General features: G+C 60.2%; 14 protein-coding genes and 4 pseudogenes. 7 read left to right on the forward strand and 11 right to left on the reverse strand.

Going from position 1 to position 17793, the window contains the following annotated elements:
• Positions 1-95 precede the first annotated feature (95 nt).
• Both istA and istB read left to right on the forward strand, forming a co-directional pair.
• Complete coding sequence (gene istA / locus WDM24_RS44010; RefSeq protein WP_422389058.1) at positions 96-1628, forward strand: IS21 family transposase; 1533 nt, start codon at positions 96-98, stop codon at positions 1626-1628.
• Positions 1625-2467, forward strand: coding sequence for an IS21-like element helper ATPase IstB (gene istB, locus WDM24_RS44015; RefSeq protein ID WP_176535476.1), 843 nt, complete (start codon positions 1625-1627; stop codon positions 2465-2467). The genes istA and istB overlap by 4 nt, the downstream gene beginning before the upstream one ends.
• A gap of 447 nt (positions 2468-2914) precedes the next feature.
• On the opposite strand, the gene WDM24_RS44020 is transcribed toward istB, so the two are convergent.
• Complete coding sequence (locus WDM24_RS44020; RefSeq protein ID WP_166308656.1) at positions 2915-3259, reverse strand: hypothetical protein; 345 nt, start codon at positions 3257-3259, stop codon at positions 2915-2917.
• A 689-nt stretch (positions 3260-3948) separates the two neighbouring features.
• Here WDM24_RS44020 and WDM24_RS44025 point away from each other — a divergent pair.
• Positions 3949-4194: pseudogene (locus tag WDM24_RS44025) on the forward strand (IS21 family transposase); the annotation flags it as partial.
• Between the two features lie 303 nt (positions 4195-4497).
• Here the strand turns inward: WDM24_RS44025 and WDM24_RS44030 are convergent.
• The 5 genes from WDM24_RS44030 to WDM24_RS44050 form a co-directional block, all read right to left on the reverse strand.
• Positions 4498-5163: a hypothetical protein gene (locus WDM24_RS44030; protein ID WP_166217296.1), complete on the reverse strand. Its 666-nt coding sequence runs from the start codon at positions 5161-5163 to the stop codon at positions 4498-4500.
• Positions 5160-5753, reverse strand: a complete 594-nt coding sequence (locus WDM24_RS44035) for a histidine phosphatase family protein (protein WP_207841029.1) — start codon at positions 5751-5753, stop codon at positions 5160-5162. Before WDM24_RS44035 ends, WDM24_RS44030 begins: the two co-directional genes overlap by 4 nt.
• Entirely contained in the window at positions 5754-6560 is an 807-nt protein-coding gene (locus WDM24_RS44040; protein WP_338702102.1) for a CbtA family protein, read from the reverse strand. It lies immediately after the preceding gene.
• Between the two features lie 42 nt (positions 6561-6602).
• Positions 6603-6812, reverse strand: coding sequence for a CbtB domain-containing protein (locus tag WDM24_RS44045; RefSeq protein ID WP_166308653.1), 210 nt, complete (start codon positions 6810-6812; stop codon positions 6603-6605).
• 328 nt (positions 6813-7140) lie between these two features.
• Positions 7141-7731, reverse strand: a complete 591-nt coding sequence (locus WDM24_RS44050) for an ABC transporter permease (protein ID WP_176535528.1) — start codon at positions 7729-7731, stop codon at positions 7141-7143.
• A 415-nt stretch (positions 7732-8146) separates the two neighbouring features.
• On the opposite strand from WDM24_RS44050, the pseudogene WDM24_RS44055 reads away from it, so the two are divergent.
• Positions 8147-8332: pseudogene (locus tag WDM24_RS44055) on the forward strand (transposase); the annotation flags it as partial.
• Here WDM24_RS44055 and WDM24_RS44060 read toward each other — a convergent pair.
• A pseudogene (locus WDM24_RS44060) lies at positions 8288-8683 on the reverse strand (site-specific integrase); the annotation flags it as partial. The pseudogenes WDM24_RS44055 and WDM24_RS44060 overlap by 45 nt on opposite strands.
• Positions 8684-9689: 1006 nt before the next feature.
• On the opposite strand from WDM24_RS44060, the gene WDM24_RS44070 reads away from it, so the two are divergent.
• The 3 genes and pseudogenes from WDM24_RS44070 to WDM24_RS44080 all read left to right on the forward strand — a co-directional run bounded on the left by WDM24_RS44070 (position 9690) and on the right by WDM24_RS44080 (position 11887).
• Positions 9690-9989: a hypothetical protein gene (locus WDM24_RS44070; protein ID WP_176535512.1), complete on the forward strand. Its 300-nt coding sequence runs from the start codon at positions 9690-9692 to the stop codon at positions 9987-9989.
• A gap of 142 nt (positions 9990-10131) precedes the next feature.
• Positions 10132-11407, forward strand: a pseudogene (locus tag WDM24_RS44075) (IS256 family transposase).
• A gap of 213 nt (positions 11408-11620) precedes the next feature.
• Complete coding sequence (locus tag WDM24_RS44080) at positions 11621-11887, forward strand: hypothetical protein (protein WP_173644004.1); 267 nt, start codon at positions 11621-11623, stop codon at positions 11885-11887.
• 1079 nt (positions 11888-12966) lie between these two features.
• Here the strand turns inward: WDM24_RS44080 and WDM24_RS44085 are convergent.
• The 4 genes from WDM24_RS44085 to WDM24_RS44100 form a co-directional block, all read right to left on the reverse strand.
• On the reverse strand, positions 12967-14760 hold the full coding sequence (locus WDM24_RS44085; RefSeq protein WP_338832670.1) for a di-heme-cytochrome C peroxidase: 1794 nt from the start codon (positions 14758-14760) through the stop codon (positions 12967-12969).
• Between the two features lie 625 nt (positions 14761-15385).
• Complete coding sequence (locus WDM24_RS44090) at positions 15386-15607, reverse strand: hypothetical protein (protein WP_176396393.1); 222 nt, start codon at positions 15605-15607, stop codon at positions 15386-15388.
• 1055 nt (positions 15608-16662) lie between these two features.
• Positions 16663-16875 (reverse strand): hypothetical protein, encoded by a 213-nt coding sequence (locus WDM24_RS44095; protein WP_207841036.1) that lies wholly within the window; start codon positions 16873-16875, stop codon positions 16663-16665.
• A gap of 626 nt (positions 16876-17501) precedes the next feature.
• A complete protein-coding gene (locus WDM24_RS44100) occupies positions 17502-17762 on the reverse strand; it encodes a hypothetical protein (RefSeq protein ID WP_338832671.1) in 261 nt (86 codons plus the stop codon).
• Between the last annotated feature and the right edge of the window lie 31 nt (positions 17763-17793).

Genomic DNA, 17793 nt, shown 5'->3' on the forward strand with positions numbered 1-17793 from the left:
GTCCCCATCGGCGTCGCGCGTTTTTGGACCCGTCTGGCGGCCGGGTGCGGCTGGTGCAAGCTGTTGGTTCGTCTCGACAAGAGGGAATCGATGCCTTGCCTGGCCTCCACATCACCGACCACCAGATGAGGCTGTACATGACGTACCGACTGACACTGTCCCCCGAGGCCGCCGCGGCCAAGGCGGGGTTCTCGAAGGCAAGCGCGTATCGAATCGAGGGCGATTGTCGCCCGCCATCGCAGAAGAAGACGCCGAGGGGCCGGCGCCGGTCCGATCCGCTCGGGCAGTATTGGGACGCCGAGATCGTTCCGATCCTGAAGGCTGCGCCCGGCATCCGCGTGATCGGCGTGCTGGACGAGCTGCGCCGACGGCATCATGACTTGAACCCGAACATCCGCCGCACGCTGGAGCGGCGCATCAACGCCTGGCGGGCGCTCAACGGCCCCGAACAGGACGTGATCTTCCGCCAGCAGCACGAGCCCGGCCGCCTGGGTCTGTCCGACTTCACCGACGTGAGCGCGCTCGGTATTACCATCGCGGGTGAGCCGCTCGATCACCGGCTCTATCACTTCCGGTTGGCGTTCTCCGGCTTCGAGCATGTCCATGTCGTGCTCGGCGGCGAAAGCTTCGTCGCCCTGGCGGAGGGCTTGCAGAACGCGCTGTGGGCGCTTGGCGGCGTGCCGCGGGAGCATCGCAGCGACAGCCTGTCGGCAGCATTCCGCAATCTGGCCGCCGACGCACGGGGGGATCTGACGCAGCGCTACGCCGGGCTGATGGGCCACTATGGCATGGCGCCAACGCGCAACAATGCGGGCATCGCACATGAGAACGGCTCGATCGAGAGCGCGCACGGCCATCTCAAGCGGGCACTGGAAGATGCGCTGTTGCTGCGGGGGACGCGCGAGTTCGCCAGTCTCGATGCGTACCGGGCTTTTGTCGACGAGATTGTCGGCCGGCGCAACGCCAACCTCGCCAAGCCGATCGCGCTCGAGAAGGAGGCCTTGGCGCCGCTGCCAAAAGGCCGCACGACCGACTTCGAGGAGAAAGTGATCCCGGTGACGTCGTCAGGCGGCTTCATCCTGCGGCGCGTATTCTACACCGTGCCTTCAAGATTGATCGGCCATCGCCTGCGTGTGCGCATCTTCGACGACCGGCTCGAATGCTTCCTTGGCGTCACGCCGGTCGTGACGCTGCGGCGCGGTCGGCCTGTGTCCGAGAGCCAGGGCGGTCATGTTGTGGATTACCGGCACGTCATCCATGCCCTGCGGCGCAAGCCGATGGCGCTCCTCAATCTCGTTTATCGCGACCAACTCTTCCCGCGTGCAGCTTACAAACGTCTGTTCGAGACCTTGCGGGAGCATGGTGATGACCGGCGCGCCTGCAAGGTGACGGTCGAGCTTCTGGCGCTGGCTCACGAGCGCGCCTGCGAAGCAGAACTCGCCGAGGTGATCGCGATGGATCTGGACGCCGGACAGTTACCCGATCTTGCCGCGCTGCGCGACCGCTTCCGACCCGAGGCGGCCTCGATCCCGCGTGTCGCCGTCAAGCTGGCGCCGCTCGACGTCTACGATGAACTCGCCTCCGTCAGCGTCATGTCGGGCCGCTCGAACCTGGGAGAGGCAGCATGACCGGTATCGCTACCTCCGTCGATGCTGCCCGTGTCGAGCTGCTTCTCAATGAGCTCCGCCTGCCGGGCGTCAAGGCGATCTGGCCGAAGCTCGCCGCACAGTCGGACAAGGAAGGGTGGCCTGCCGCCCGCTTCCTCGCCGCCCTTGCCGAGCACGAGGCGGCCGATCGCACCCGCCGTCGGATCGAGCGACACATGGTGGAAGCGCGTTTGCCCGCCGGCAAGACGCTCGCCACCTTCGACTTCGAAAGCGTGCCGATGCTATCAAAGGCACAGGCGATGGCGCTCGCCGCTGGCGACGCCTGGTTGAAGGCCGGCGCCAATTTGCTCTTGTTCGGTCCACCGGGCGGCGGCAAGACCCATCTCGGCACGGCGATCGGCCTGGCTCTCGTCGAGAACGGTTGGCGCGTTCTCTTCGCGCGCACCACTGATCTGGTGCAACGGCTGCAGGTCGCGCGGCGCGAGCTGGCGCTGGAGTCCGCGATCGCCAAACTCGATCGCTATGACCTCCTGATCCTCGACGACATCACATATGTGAGCAAGGATCAGGCGGAAACCAGTGTGCTGTTCGAGTTGATCGCCGCCCGCTACGAACGACGCTCGCTGCTGATCACGGCCAATCAGCCATTTGGCGAATGGGGGCGTATCTTCCCGGACCAGGCAATGACGTTGGCTGCCATCGATCGTTTGGTCCACCACGCCACGATCCTCGAGATGAACGTCGAAAGTTACCGTCGAAAAGTTGCCCTCGATCGCAAGCGCGGTCCAGGCCGGCCACCTGTTCACACGACCCCCAACGAACTCGACAAGACTGTGATTGACGCTGGCAGCGCCGCTTGATTGTCGCGCAGCGTCAATCAACGCTTGCCAAGTAGGCGGCCAGCGTCAATTATCTCCTGACTCGGCCGCCTCGTCTCATCTTGATTGACGCGCCGCTCTCATCCTGATTGTCGCGCTATACCGGGCCTTGCGGTGACATTTCTAACGAGCGCAATCAGCGACTTGTCTATCGAGTTCCAACATGATTTTGCTGCACTATCAATTTCTTAAGAGCGTTGCGCATTCTCCGCGAGACACTTCGGCCGCGCGCCGGGCCGAGCATCGTGGTTGCCTCAGGAATGCGAGCAGATCGGAGGCGCCGCATTGTCCAACGGTCGAGCAGCGAAATTGACGTACTGACGCGATAGACCCCGCTACATTGCGGGCTCAACTTTCAGATGCCCGCTCGCGACGCGAGCCATCCAGATCTTCTCCGTCAGTTCACGACAGTGCTCACGCAGCCGTCATCTAAATTCGATTTGCTGTCGCCGGAACATTTGGAATGTATCCGAGCTGCCCCTCGAGAGCCGCCAGGGCCTGGCGAGCTCCCTCTAACCGTGCGGTCGCCTCATCCAAGACCTGCCGCGCCTCATTCAATCGAACGACCGCTTTCGCACCGGCATCAAACAGCTTGCTCCGTATTGATGGAGATCGATCCTCGAGAACTGCGCGCTCGAGCTCGGGCAGCATGTTCATGAGCGCTCGATGTGCGAGCGCTTGCACGGTTTCAGACTTCTCGGCAGCGGTAAGAGCCTCTCGGTAAAAGAGTACCGCCTCGATGGCTTTCTCTTCAAGATGGAGATCGTCGCTCAATCACTCATTCTCGCTACTTGCATCGTGAAATAACCAGCCGTTTCTTCTGTTCTACGGACGCTGGCGGCCTGTGAGCTCGCGATAACAGGCATCCAGCTCACCGAGCTCAATCGCTCGCGCCGCCGCGCTAGTAAGGCTAAGTGGATCTCCATTTGAGAATCGAAGCATTTTTACTCCTCGATGAACGGCTCTAGGGCCGTTCGCAAACACCTATGATCGTACAACCTGACGCTACGTGCGCTTCAAGCCGTTTGTGCTCATGCTCAGCCGACGGGCGTGGCCACAACCAGTTCGCGGGGCCTTCTCGTAGCGTGCCGAGACCGAACGTTGGTCGTGTCCTCAGTGATGGTGTAGGTCGGTAGAGCAAAGCCGCCCGCACGCGCGCCTCAAATAGCGCCGTAGCGGGCGGGCGGCTTTGCGGTGGTCACCGGCAGTTCTCCGGTAGGATCGGGTTGCGACACGCCAACGCAACCGAGGAACCACCGATGACCGACGATATGATGAACCTGCGGACGCTCGTGGAGAAGACCCCTGATGCCGATCTGTTGCGCGAGATGATCGGCTTTGCCGCCCAGCGGTGTGTTTCGGCATGGAATAAGGACCCCGTTTTCGGGGTGATCGGCATCCAATCGGGACCCCGGGATAAGGGCCACAGTGGCTTCCATCGAGTCATGGAAGCCGAGGTTGGGATGCTGGTGGTGGAGACGATTGGTAAGATCCGTCGCGCCTACTTTGTTGATGGTCGTCCGATCAAGGCGATCTGCCGAGAACTTGGCGTATCGCGGAAGGTGGTTCGCAAGGTCATTCGTTCTCAAGCGACGGAGTTCCGGTACGAGCGCGAGACGCAGCCGCTCCCGAAGATGGGTGCCTGGAGTGCCGAGCTTGATCGGTTGCTGGCAGGGAATGAGAGCAAGGCGCATTTGGTGCGGGCGACTGGGTGACCATTGCATTAGCTGGGTTGTACGGGTGGATTGGAAATTCGAGCGACGTTTGAGATCACGCTCGCAGGTCTTCGCGGAACGCACTTGAAGTCATTCCCGCAAACAGAGGACGATTTGCCACAACGCCGCCGAAGGTTAGAGGGAATCATTGGCGTGGCGTGAACGTCACGCTGATCGATCTCCACGTCAATGCTCTTGGTCATCGTTTCTATCGCGGCCGTCATTGTGCTTGTCCGGAAAACATCGGTTTCATTCGTCGATGATGGCAAGCTGAGCGATCTCCAGTCTGCCCACAACTCAAAAGGGGATTAGGTTCGAGGCACGCGTCGCCCTTCTTTTCAGATTGAAGATAAAATGAAGACTCCAGAGTCCAATGACGGCGAGCGCCGACAAACCGGAAAGCATCAGGACGGTGGGCGAATGCGTGAATGCAATGCCCCAGTCCGGCCAAACGATGACGCCGCTATCGAAGGTTTCGGCACTGTTCGAGCAGATGGCGCCAAAGGCGGGGTCACTGCTGAGCTCAGTGTTGATCCGTTCTTGAAGAGCCTTCGCAGCCGATTGACCGTCACTCATTTCTGCCATGTGCGCCAAGAGCGCACGTGCGCCTGCGAGATAGGCGTGCGAGCATTCATTGAAGGGACTACCCTCATCGGTCAGACTGCCCGGAACAAGGCCCCAAACACACGCAAAGTATTGCAGGCTGACGAAACCCGCGAGCCGGAGGAAGATCGGATCCGTTTGCAGATGGTGAGTGGCCTGATCGAGGATCGTGGCACGATATTTGGCAATGACGAGCATTTCTCCATGAGCAATAGCAGGAATAGCAATCCCGACCACAGGGCCTTTTCGCACAATTTGATGATGTGCCCAGGCTGGTGCGCAGACCGCGAGCCAAGAGGCGACGGTGAAGAGCCATACGCACCCCGCATTGGCCAACATTCTCTCGAGCCGACTGGTCATCGCACATCCTTCAAGGGCACCAGCGCCGAGAATGTCCAGCGCTCGCCAAATGCTGAGAGTTCGGCTCGCGTCAACGGCGCGATGTCGATGTGCCGAAAAGAGTCAGGGCCGACTCCAAGAGCATGCACGATTGCTGCGCGGATGACCGACGTGTGCGAAATTACAAGGATTGACCGAGGATTGGAGGACAACCCGTCCATCCATTGGCCGACGCGCCTCACCACATCCACGAACGACTCTCCTCCGTGCGGTGCGGCACGTGGATCTCGTAGCCAGACGGCAAGACCCTCAGGGGCCTTTAGTCGAACTTCTTCAAGGGATAGCCCTATCCAGGAGCCGAAATCGCAGTCCCGCAACTGCGGCAGGACTGCTGCCTCGAGGCCAAGCATCTCCGCAGTCTGGCCCGCGCAAAGTGACGGGCTGCGCAAAACAGCATTGAAGAAGGAGAGATGGCCGGGAAGCTTAGACAGTCCCTCTCGAACGCTAGAATCGAGAGAACCGTCGGATGCGAATGCAACAGCATTGCGTGAGCATGTGGAGGCTGAACACAGCAGATGAAGGCGGATCGTGCCGGTCCGGCGCGCAACCATTCATACCATCGCGTCGCGTAAAGGTAGTCGCCGCTCGACAAGCGCTCGCTCGGCCGCTACGCCAAACAACAGACCCAGCGTTGCCCACATGACGATTTGGCCACCAAACGACGCGATGCGAAACTGCCAAAGTAACGTGGCCGGGAAACCGTCGGGTACTTCATCGAGTGCGGGCATCGCTAGCGAAATAAAGATCATCACGACGACATAGCCCCCCCCCGCGATTAGCGCCGAATTCCACTCGCCAAAGCGGCTATTGACGCGCCTCCGCAGCACTCCCGCCGCGATCATCGCTGCAAGCGAGATCAGGACCATTGCAAAATAGAGGCTCGTTCTCATGTCGATCGTCTCCGGCAGGCCGACAGACGGCGGACTGGCCGGATATTTGAGCATCGGCGTCACGTAAACGCTGATGAATCCCGCAGCCGCAAGCAAAGCCGACGTAGCTCGAGGACTAAAATCGCCCATGCGTCGATAGGCTAGCGCAAACGCGAGGGCAAAGAGACCACCGCAGGCCGCGCTGTAGACGCACAAGCCAACCAGCAATCCGATGCCAGACTGAACGCCCCGGCTAACGAGTTCCGGTTCACTCTCGCCCGCCGGCGGTAGCGCCCCTTCGTGAGCGGCCTGTTTCGCCGCGGCCGCCTCCATCACCTTTTCGAAGGCAATCGCCCGCTCGATCGACGGCTCACCAAATACCTTGAGAAAGCCAAACGAGAGAAGCGCGGCGACGAGGCCGACAATCATCCCGCGCGCAAGGAGCTTTCCCATCATCGATATTCGCTTCGCCAGGCGAACGTTGCCCAAATCCGACGAGCATCCTGGAAACTCGTCGGACGAAAGCGATGCTCAGTGGCAGGGGAAGCCGAGGAGGTGACGCCCGTCGTGGACAAACTCATGCACATAGGTGCCGTTGAACAATGCTGTCGCGCCCTGCTCCACGCCGATGAAGTAGATACCGAGAACAAGCAACAAGCCTCCGAAGACAGCCCAAGGCAAGATTTCCCGCAGGGGGATCGCGACGGGACGAGCAATCGGAAGTGAAGTAATCGCGGCCATGATGAAGCCTCCAACCATGTTCGAGCCTCTTCAATTCTAGTTGAGTGGAGCATCCCCTACTAGCCTGCAAGCGCCAAGTTCACTTGTCCGTACGCGCCGCCATCCGCTGTCTTCGCCGTCCCTCGGAAGTCGCCCGAGACAGGATCGCTCGAGTGTAAGCAATATATTACCTCTCATTCGTCACCCACAGCCGGCGGTTATGTTGGGGGACTTCAGCAATGGTGCTGGGAAGGCTCATAGTCGTTTTTCGGAAGGTGTTGCTGATGAACCGTCAAGCTCGTCCTCTCCACGCCTAAGTGGGCGCCCGCCGATGCGACTTTCTCGGTCGTCAACCCCTCGCATCGGAACCAGTCGATTGCTCTGCCATGCGAGAGTTCGTGAACGGCAGCAGCGATTTGACCGGAATTCTGCGGATCGAGGTCGCCAAGACGATTGTTGCGGCCTGAACGAGCAATTGCTGAGCCGGTCCCGCCCCGAGCGCGAGCACCATCTGTCCCAGTTGCGCCATGAACAAGGCTGCGGCGCCACTTGCGATCACGCTTCCACGACCGCCTGTGAACGGAGTGCCTCCCACGACGACTGCAGCAATGCTTGGCAAGAGGTAGTCGCTTCCTGCGGTAGGCGAGGCGTAGCCGACAAAGCCTGCAAGAAGAATTCCGGTGATCGCGTAGCAAATGGCCGCCGCCACATATGTACCAATCTGATACCGCAAAATCTTGATGCCGGATGATTGCGCCGTCGCTGGATTGGCACCTACCGCGATATAGCGCCGCCCAACGATGGTGCCATTGATCAGGATCGAAACCACCGCGACCAGACCGGCCGCAATAAGGACGCTGAACGGAACGGCCCCAATCTTGAAGTTAGAGAAGTTCTGCAGCGACTGAAGAACTGGAAGAGCGCTGCCGCCCGTAATCATCAGCGGCGCTAGCCTGGCGGAGGCCGGCGAGCGCGCGATGGCCGAGCTGCTGCAGCTGGTCTGCGTGGACAGGCGGATGGCGCCGCCGGCGGACGGCGCAGCAGCGTCGCGCTTCCTGCTTCCGATCCGGAGGACGGCGTCATCTGGGTTTACGGCATAGGTGACGAAGGCGTCATGGCGTTCACCGGCTTCGGCATCGAAAACCTGATGGAGCTCATCAGGATACACAAGGAAAACCCGGAACCCCTCAAGCGGTGAAATCGGGGATCCACTGTCCGCGGCCTAGCTCGGACTAGCCCGTCTTATTCATCAGCGGCTTGTTGAGAGGCTGGCGAGCGTGGCGTAAGCCGCTGAGATGGCGTAGGATTCGGTTGCTGACACCCACCCTCCGCGCATCCGGGCCGCCACACTCGCCATGACCGACGATACGAGTCTGCCGTTCTCATTTCCAGCCGTTTCCCGCAAGAAGATCACAGCCTCGTTCGACGGCGGCAAGCTGACGTCGGATGGCGGCGTCATGCTTCTGGCCATGGCGGACCGGCGCCTCGGCTTGGCCGCGAAGTTGTCCTGCGTATTCCCCGAGCGGCGCGATCCGGCTCGATACCGCTTCAAGAAACTGAACCACTTCGTCGGCGCTGAGAACGACCGGCAGCTTGCGCGGTTCTCGCGCATAGGGAATGCGCTCTGGGATGAGCGCCTCGCCGAGCGTGACGCCGTAGAAAAACCATAGCGCACAGACGATCTGGTTCAGCGCCGGCCATGAGATGCCGGTCGAGACCAAATGCACCTGGAAGGCGCGGACGTCTTCCAGCTCTAACCGGTCAGGCGATCGGCCAAAATAGCGGCTGAACTTCGAAACCGCGCTGATGTAGGATCTTTGCGTCGCCGGCGACAGATTGCGGACGGTCATGTCTTCGATCATGCGGCGGCGAAGAGGGCTCAAATCGGCCATCTCGATACTCCTGTCTGAGGGGGTGGGCTCCAACACCCACATCCTCTCAGCCAGGAGGCGATCTATGCCACCTTGCCCCCTACGCCGCGGCAGCGGCTTCGTTCAATCCAGTTTCGCCGATCAATCGCCAAAATCTGCCAAAGTAGTGCTAGTCAGGCGGAGCGAAAGAAACGGCGCGGAGCGCTGGTCGGAGAAATACTCTCCGTCGCCATAACAAGCGAGGCGCTGGACGCGTACGGATGGCGGATCGCGTTTCTGCTCGGTGCCGGTACGCTGCCGTTCGGATTTTGGTTGCGCAGTGTCCTGCCCGAAACGTCCTGCAAGTTGCCGCCTCTCGCCTTTGCGAGCACGGTCGTCAGCAATGCAGTAGGAATTGCTGCTGCACCCTTGGGCGGTTGGCTCGGAGATCGAGCCGGACGCCGGCCCAATGATATGGCCACAGATCGCCGCGCTGCTGCGGCATCTTACCATCCGGACCGCGGCCTCGTGACGCGCACAACCGACGTGACCGCAGAGGTTGCCCTGGCCATGCCGAGTCCTTTCGGTGCCTATGACTTCGCCGGATGGGCTTTGGCAGCTCCATGCTGGACGTGATCGGAAAATGCTCTGGTTGGTGCACGCTGTGGAGATCATGCCATGACCCGTGAAGGGGCGTTGAAGATCGCCATTGAGGCGCTCACACAATGGTCTCAACGGAAGGTCGCAACGGCCGTCGTGCTTGCCGCGATCGCGAAGCTCGAAGCGCGTAGGCCGACACCTAGGCGGCCTCCAAAACGGAAGCTCTCTTCCATAACGCGGATGCGCGCGTTAAAGTTACGCCCTAGCAATGTCAGGCCCCTGGGGTCGCGCTGCCATCCTCCGGATATCGAGCAGGAGTACACCGAAGTATTCGAAGAGCGCGAGATCGCTGCATATCACGAGGCGGGTCATGCAGTGATTGCTCGCGCACTAGACATAGAGGTCGCGTGTGTTGCCATCATTCCTTTTATGGGTCGCACATGGGCACATGTGGCACGAGAAGGCCAGCCCCAAGACTGAAATCTTGATCACGATGGCAGGGCCATTCGCGGAAGCTCGCTTCACCGGCCGGCTGCTTTGTGCTGGCGATGACGAAGCCAACATCACCAGCGCAATGACGCAATTGCCGGAGCCGCGCGAGCACTATGAGGCGAAAGCAAAGACGCTCGTGGCGGAAAGCTGGCGCGCTATCGAAATTGTCGCGGAAGAACTATTGATCGGAGCCGGCAGGCTGTACGGCCCGATGCTTGATTTGGCTATTTGCTGCGCTGCCCCCGGCGCCCCCTAGCGATCGATGATCCCGGCGAGGATGGCTTTGGCGCGCACGGAGACGAGCTATCGCTGAAAGTTGGTGACGGCGGGAATCGGGAAGGCGGCATATCGTGGGGGTGCTTGACGCCTCCACTTCTCCACCGAAGGAGCGATATGCCGTGTCCAAAGATAACATCATCAAGTTGATTCAGCCAGGAAACGTCGACGATCAACTCACCGAAATCTTGCGCAATGGGGCGCGTGCTCTGTTGGCCCAGGCGGTCGAGGCCGAGGTCGCGGACTTTCTCGGCAAGCATGCCGATTTGAAGACTGCGGACGGCCACCAGCGCTCGTGCGCCACGGTCACCTGCCGGAACGCGAGGTGATGACCGGTATCGGTCCGGTCGGCGTCCGCCAGCCGCGTGTACGCGATCGCGAGGCGGAGGCTACCGATCCCGACCGCATCCGGTTCTCTCCGTCGATCCTGCCGCCCTACATGCGCCGCTCGAAATCGATCGAGACGCTGCTGCCGATCCTTTACCTGAAGGGTATCTCCACCGGCGACTTCTCCGAGGCTCTGGCGGCGCTGCTCGGCAAGGATGCTGCCGGGTTGTCGGCATCGGCCGTCTGAAGGACGGTTGGCTTGACGAACACACCGCGTGGCAGAGGCGCGATCTGTCGGCGAAGCGCTACGTCTACATCTGGGCCGATGGCATCCATCTCCAAGCACGCCTCGAAGACGAAAAGCATTGCATCCTGGTGCTGATCGGCGCGACGCCGGAAGGCCGCAAGGAACTGGTCGGCTTCACCGATGGCGCCCGCGAGAGCGCGCAGGACTGGCGCGATCTGCTGCTCGACCTGAAGCGGCGCGGGCTCGGCGTGCCGCCGCGGCTCACCATCGCCGACGGCGCGCTCGGGTTCTGGAAGGCCGCCGGCGAGGTCTGGCCGAAAACGCGCGAGCAGCGCTGCTGGGTACACAAGACCGCCAACGTGATCGCCAAGTTGCCGAAGAGCCAGCAGCCTAAAGCCAAACGCGCGTTGCAGGAGATCTGGATGGCCGAAACCAAGGCCGCCGCCGAGCTGGCGTTCGACGCCTTCATCGAGAGCTACACGCCCAAATACGAGAAGGCGGCCGACTGCCTGAGCAAGGATCGGGACACGCTACTGGCGTTCTACGACTTCCCGGCCGAACACTGGAAACACCTGCGGACCACCAATCCCATTGAAAGCACCTTCGCTACCGTGCGCCACCGCACGATCCGATCGAAGGGCTGCCTGTCCAACAGAACGGCGCTCGCGATGGTCTTCAAACTGCTTGAGGCCGCGCAGAAAAGCTGGCGTCGTCTCGATGGCCACAACCAGTTGCCAAAACTCGTTCTCGGTGTGACATTCAACGACGGGATCGAGGTCATCGCCAAACCGACTGACCGTCAGCCCATAACCGCCGCCGCCTGACCGGCCGCGCGACAGTGTCGATCCGCTCAAACTTGCTCGCCACTGCGGCGTTCCTCCAAGTCGCAGTCCAGCGCAGCTCGCGCCACGCATGGAAGAGAGTCCCGTGATCTTGCGGACTGGGCCGCCACGGATTTGCAATCCTGCCGTTATTGGGAGGTGGCTGCTAGGGGTGAATGCGTAGAGTAACCGCCTGTCTTGAATATCGGAGGAGTGATGGCAGCAGGATGGATGGTTACGATCGGCGTCCCCAAAGACGACGGCAAGCTTCGATATGTAACCTATGCGGTCGCAATCGCCGATGCGGCAGAAGCAGTAAAGGCTTCATTGGCGGCCAGCGCGGGCGAAGCAGCGATCTCGAATTCCGAACTCCGCGAAGCCGACTTGAAGGGCCTTGGCCTAAGAGCCGGCGAGCTTGTGACCATATACGATGATCGGATTGATCCGCTGATCTCGCGGACGTGGCGTCCTGATACCGGCTAGGATCGAGCCGCCCCAATCCTCAAGGCACGGCTGACCAGAGCCTTTTCGGGCCGCGTGCGATTGTTTGGCACGCTAGTTGCTGGGCTTGGTTGCTTGGCCCCGATGTCGCGGGACACTAACGTCAAAGTGAGAACTAGCGCGGGCGGTCCGCTCCAACCCGCCCGCGTATCGTGTTGCCAGCGACCCAGCATAGGTTTCTCTCGGCAGAGATCGCATGGTCTAAGGTACACATCCGGGGAGAACGTGCATGACCAAACACCGGAGGCTTTTCAAGCTAACAAAGCCCCTTACTGACCGCCTGTTGGAAGAGGCGGCGCGCTTAAGGAGCCGCGCTGACCAAATGCCGGCATGCGCAAAGCGCGACGCGATATTGCGCAAAGCGCGCGAGTATCAAGTGACCGCTCACCTGGCAGATTGGATTAGATCGTCCGTGCTTAGGCCCCCGACTTAGCCGGCGGCCCTCATCGTACCCCGTGGAAGCTTCAACCCGAGAAGCTTGAACACGTGAGCGCTGATCTTCTCTTGCGCCTCGCGTAACTCAGTCGAGCGCAGCATGGCTAGCTCGCCGATATAGCGCCCGCTGATGCCGGGCACGGCGTGGCCTAGCAGTCCTGACAAGGTCGACCTGCTCCGGCGTCATTGGTCACACCAGCAGGCTCGTAAAGAATGGTCTTGTGATCTCTGCGGCTGAGGGCTCCCTCTCATCTGAAGTGACGACGGAGACAAACTGGTGTTTGCAGTTCCAGCAGCGCCAAAGATCTTGAGCTTCATTCGCGTTGACGAGCTCGTGCCACTCAAGGGTCACTAATCCAGAACCACAGCGAACGCATTCTTTGTGATGCACTGTTGAGCTTGGGAGCATGTGGAACCTCTTTTTTTACACACAAGCGACGCGTACGGCAGAGGGGCAAACGTTGGTGGGCCATCACTTGTGCGACCTTGAGCAGCTGCGCTGGATCAGATGTCCACTCCAATGCTCGCGCGGGCAGCGAGAACTCGGTGAATGAGGGTCTTTTGCGCAAACGATACTGGAACCGGCAGCAGGCTGGAAGCCGGTCAAAGAGGGGCGCCTAAGCGGGTCACAGTGTCTTGAGGTATTCAAGCAACGCCTTTTTGTCCTGATCGCTCAAACTTGTCCCGTACTCGTGGCCGCATCGGCTATTTCCAGAGTTGATATTGCTGCAGTCCGTCACGGATAGAGTGTCGCTCAGCGGCTCCTGGGTAGCAGCAAGACCAACGTTTTCAATGTCGTATTTCCGTCCGACGCTAAACTGCGATCTGCGCTGCCCTGATGGCTTGAGCAATTCCGCCAGCGTCGGGACCGAGCCGTTATGGAGATAAGGTGCGGCGGCCCAAATACCCTGCAGAACACGGGCCTCGTAGGAGCCCCACGGAGGGAGCTGAGCGTGAGACGCTCGTTCTGCTCCCTGCCGCCTGGCCTTCTTGATTGCTTCCGAGGTGCTGACAGTATCGAAAGCCGTTAGCAGATCCTGCAGCGTTGGCGGTAGCCGCACCAGCCCCAGAGACTCCGGTGTGTCCGACGAGCCCGGATCTGGCGCCGCTGCCACCCGGGCATTGGTTGAAGGGGCGCCGCCGGCCAACAGGTGTTCCGCGATCGAACCAATGACCGAGGTCGCAAGAATGTTAAGAATCTCATCGTTCTCCTTTAGGGGGGCGGTCGCGAAGGGAATGTACGCTCCCTTCAGCACGCCCGTATTCGCTTTCCAGGCGAGGATGTCGTATTCTCGTGTATCGGTACCAACGTTCTGGACCGGAGTTCGCCATGTTTTGACAAATGGAAAGCGTTGCTCTCCGTCTTCTATCCCGTGGCAACCGCTACATCCCGCTTCAGCGGAATCCCTTTCAAAAATCGCTTTGCCGCGCGCGGCTAAAGCAGCGTCAATCGTCCAGGGCCATTTCGGAGGGCCGATCCGCTTCACCAGGTTTTCAAGCTGGCTCAGGCCGTCGAAATTGGTGGAATTATTGTCAAGAAAATTGATGATCGCGCCCTGGCGCTTCGGCTCGAACGTAGCGAATACTCCCAGAACCTCGCCAACGTTCCGAGCCAGCCCCAAGATGTCATTTCCATTTTTTGCGAAGCCAGGCCATTGCGTCTTATCTTGCCGCGGCGAATTCCAGAGGAATGGGTATCTCACGGGAGCGTCCGCGGTTTTCATGTTTCCCGGGATCATGAAGTCGGGCGGCGGGCCTATGTCCAGTCCGGATATGCGGTTGAAAATCATCCCCACAGCGTCCAGACGGCCAACTCCCCAGCCGGTCTTGGGCAGCGCGCGCACAATAAGCGTGTGAAACCGCAAGTACCACCCCTCGACCTGCCGACGAAGATCCGCAACGTCGGCCGCGTCCGGCGTTGTGGACCGCAGGACAGCTGCAGCAAACGGAGCGAACGAGCTGTCACTGGCAATCACGTCGTCCACAGCCTTGTCCAGATCGCCAAGCAATGCGTAGAAGTCTACAAACGCCGGACCGCCATCCACCCGATACATCTTGCCATCAGCTTCGATCTGGCGCGTGTGACAGGCTGAGCAGGTCATTCCGACGACCTGGAAGTCTTGAGGGCCAGAAGCGTGAAAGCCGACGGGAAGATTGGCCGTGTTTGCAGGATTCGGTAGATAGCCGTACCGTGACAAACCATCCGCGAGGAATGGCTGTCCGTTCCTTTGCTTCAGCGCCTGCATCCAAGACAACGTAATCAAACGCGAGCCCTGATCGCGCGAATAGAAGTCAGCTCTCGCTGCCGCGGTCCAATCCACACCCTGGTCAAGATAGATGGGATTGGCGTCGGTGCCTTGAGCATCCGATTTTGTCGTGACGACAAACGTTAAGGCGATCAGAAAGAGAGTGCGGAGCATCGTGTGTCCTACCGCTTCCATTGTCGCAACAGCCCGAGGCAACTTTCGCCGGAATCCGCGCCTTTTCCGGCAAACCTGGGCTTGCCTTTCGGCCTGCAGGTTCGGCCTGCAGGCCATCGGATCATTGGTTATCAAAGGGCGCTATCCAACAAACTTCAACTACCAAGTCTTGGGGGAAGCAACTGCATTCGGAAAACGATCATCGCGTCGCCCTGGATTTGTCGGAGGCATACAGGCGTGCGGCATCGCAATTGCGGAGCCTCACTGCCACATTGGTTCCGAGAGATCTTCCCGATGTCGATCTGGAATGGCGCAGGATCGACCAAAACGCTCTTCAAGGCGCCGCTCACTGATCGACAATCTTCCGGTGAGAACGACGTGCAAACTAGGCCGGTGAAGCGCGCGAGCAATGACTGACGGGCTAAAGAAACGTGAGGCGTGACCGTAAAGACTTGCTCAGCGAATTGAACAGGAATCGCGGCCGCAATCTCGCTGCCGAAGAGTTTGAAGCGGTCGCGAACCTCACGCTTCGCCGAGGAGTTCGGGAGCGTCAAGCTGGCCCACAGCTTCGCGGTCGGTTCAAGGTATTTGACGGTGCGTGTCGAAGGGCTCGACGGAAGGCAACTCAGCGGCACGGAGGGCTAAAAGGCGAAACAGTGACCGATATCCACGAAGAAGCGTATTCTGGAATGATACCGTTCACGCCGAGATATTTGATTTCCGCGGCCAGGTTCATTTTGCCCGCTTTGATGGCTGCACCTTCGTGAAATGCACCATCGTGCTTGATAGCAGCGCCGAACAACTCGCCTTCACCGGCTGCACGTTCAAGGACTGCAACATCGATCATATCGACGCAGACGAGGCTCGCGGAATTGTTGTCCGTGACAACTTTTTCGATCGCCCCATTGCGGAGCGTAAGGCCGATTTCGAACGACGCTTGGCTGAAGCGCTGAATCGGCGCCTAAAGTCCTAAACGCCGAACGCTTAGCCATGGAGCTTCACGCCACCAACGACATGCGGGGCGATCTCCGCGCCGGCTCCATCAATTACCGCACTCGACTCGGTTACCATTGTCCGGGTCGCCCCGGCATAGGCTGAGGCCGGAGTAACTTAGTCGCCCGCGACCCTAGACCTCGCGGCACAGCTCCCCTACTCATTGGGGAGTACCGGAGTCATACGGATGGCGAAGGCGCGCCCCCTCATCCATACTTTGTCCAAGTCAGGAGTTTGCATACACCCTCCTGGGCTAGAGCCAACGCCGTCCGCATGTATTTCAAGCGGGCGGCGTTGGGCTGTGGATCGACTGTAGCGCATGCGATTAACTGCGTGCGCCCTCTCTGTGGTCGCCGATCTGGTACGATCAGCGGCTATTTTTGGGCATCGTGCGCCGGTCATGCTGCTCACTGGGCGCAGGCGCAAGGGAACCATCCGCTTGGACGATCATCTTGCGCGAAAGAGGCGCGCCCGACAGCGGAACAGCCGATCGCCCGACCTGCGGCGGACATGTGCGAGCAAACGCGGCGATTAAGCGCTGGCGGTGACGAGCTCTCTCCACGGCCGTCTCGACCGCCTTCTCTTGGGCTCGCAGCGCGGCGCGGTATGCGCGTTTACGCTGGCGGTTCCATTCTTGCACGTCTGTCACAAGCCAAGCTGCCTCTCCGGCGGAAGTGCTCGCGCATGGAAGTTGGGCCGTTCCGCCCAACGGACGATCGTTGCAGGTGTAATCTTGAAGTGCGCGGCCAATTGAACCGCTGTCATGTAATTCCGGTCAGGTCGATGGAAGGCGGTCCGACGTCCGGGATGATGTTGTCATTGCTATCTGTCATCGCTCGCAGCCACCCTGACCAAGTCATCAACGAACAAAGCGCGATTGTCGAGCTTACCGTTCATCGGCTTGCCCTCTCATGAGCGAGGCTCCTGATGCGCCGCGTCGCAGATGATCTTGATCGACCTAAAGAGTGTAAGCGGATGTTTGCGTACAAGCTCTGTGCTCGTCTTCGCGAACTCGTCCGGGCCTCCTTGCTGGCGGACGATCTCCCGAAGTGCGGCCAGCTTCTCAGGGTCGGCGGAGCGAATAGCTGCCTCGAAAGCCGGTATAAATTCCAGCCTGTCCATTGCAACACATTCCTTATGAAGAAAGCTCCGGCTTTGAAGGCGGCCTTGGTGGCGGCCTGGTCGCCATAAGCTCCGCAATCGCGGCAAGTACGACGCTCGTATCGGCCTTTCCTTCGGACCATCCCTTCAGCGCCTCTATCGCGTTCTTTAAAGCCTCATCACGGGTCACGGAACAATCTCCACAGCCCCCCTGTGGCCGGCCGCGCGGCCTGCGACTCCGAAAGAACGCGCGGGCATTTGGAGACCGCCCGCGCGGAGTTTGCTACGTCAAGCTTGGTCCGTGTTGCGTGAAGATAAACAGCCAAGCCGATAAGCCTCTCAACAACTCGCATGCCACGGCACCGTGCAGAAGTAGAGCCAAACGGCGCGGTATCGACAGAGCACAGTGAGGCCGACGCGACGGAAAAGCGTGCGGGCGACTGCTGACGACCGCCCGCACGCCGTCGCACCTCAAACAGACCTGGCCCTCACGAGGGTCAATCAATAAGCGGCCAAGCCATAGACTGCTCAGCAACGCGCGTGCCAGACGACCGGAGAGTAAACGGCGCAATCCCGGTGCACTTCTCGTGCGACTTTCAGACATGCACGCAGTCAACCCGACGCCGTTTGAACGAAACCAGACGTGGCTAATGACGCCGAGAGGGCGCGGGGATTGGATGATTGCCATCGTGTATCGCGATCAGTTCGCCGGGCTCCAAACCGAGCTTTTGTAACTGCTCTTTTTGAAGCGGACAGTTAAGCATTCCGGCCCTTGCGCCGCAGTCGGCTATCGTCATCCTCTCCGCTTCCGCCGGGTCAGCGACGGCAACCGCGTATACTACGTGTCTGAATTCTTCGTCGTCGCCATCTTCCTTGAAGACAGCAGCAGTCACTAACCAACCGTCCATCTTGCTGCGCTCCGGGAACGCGAAGTAGGCG

Origin of the sequence: Bradyrhizobium sp. 27S5, assembly GCF_037217225.1 — a bacterium.
GTDB lineage: Bacteria > Pseudomonadota > Alphaproteobacteria > Rhizobiales > Xanthobacteraceae > Bradyrhizobium > Bradyrhizobium septentrionale.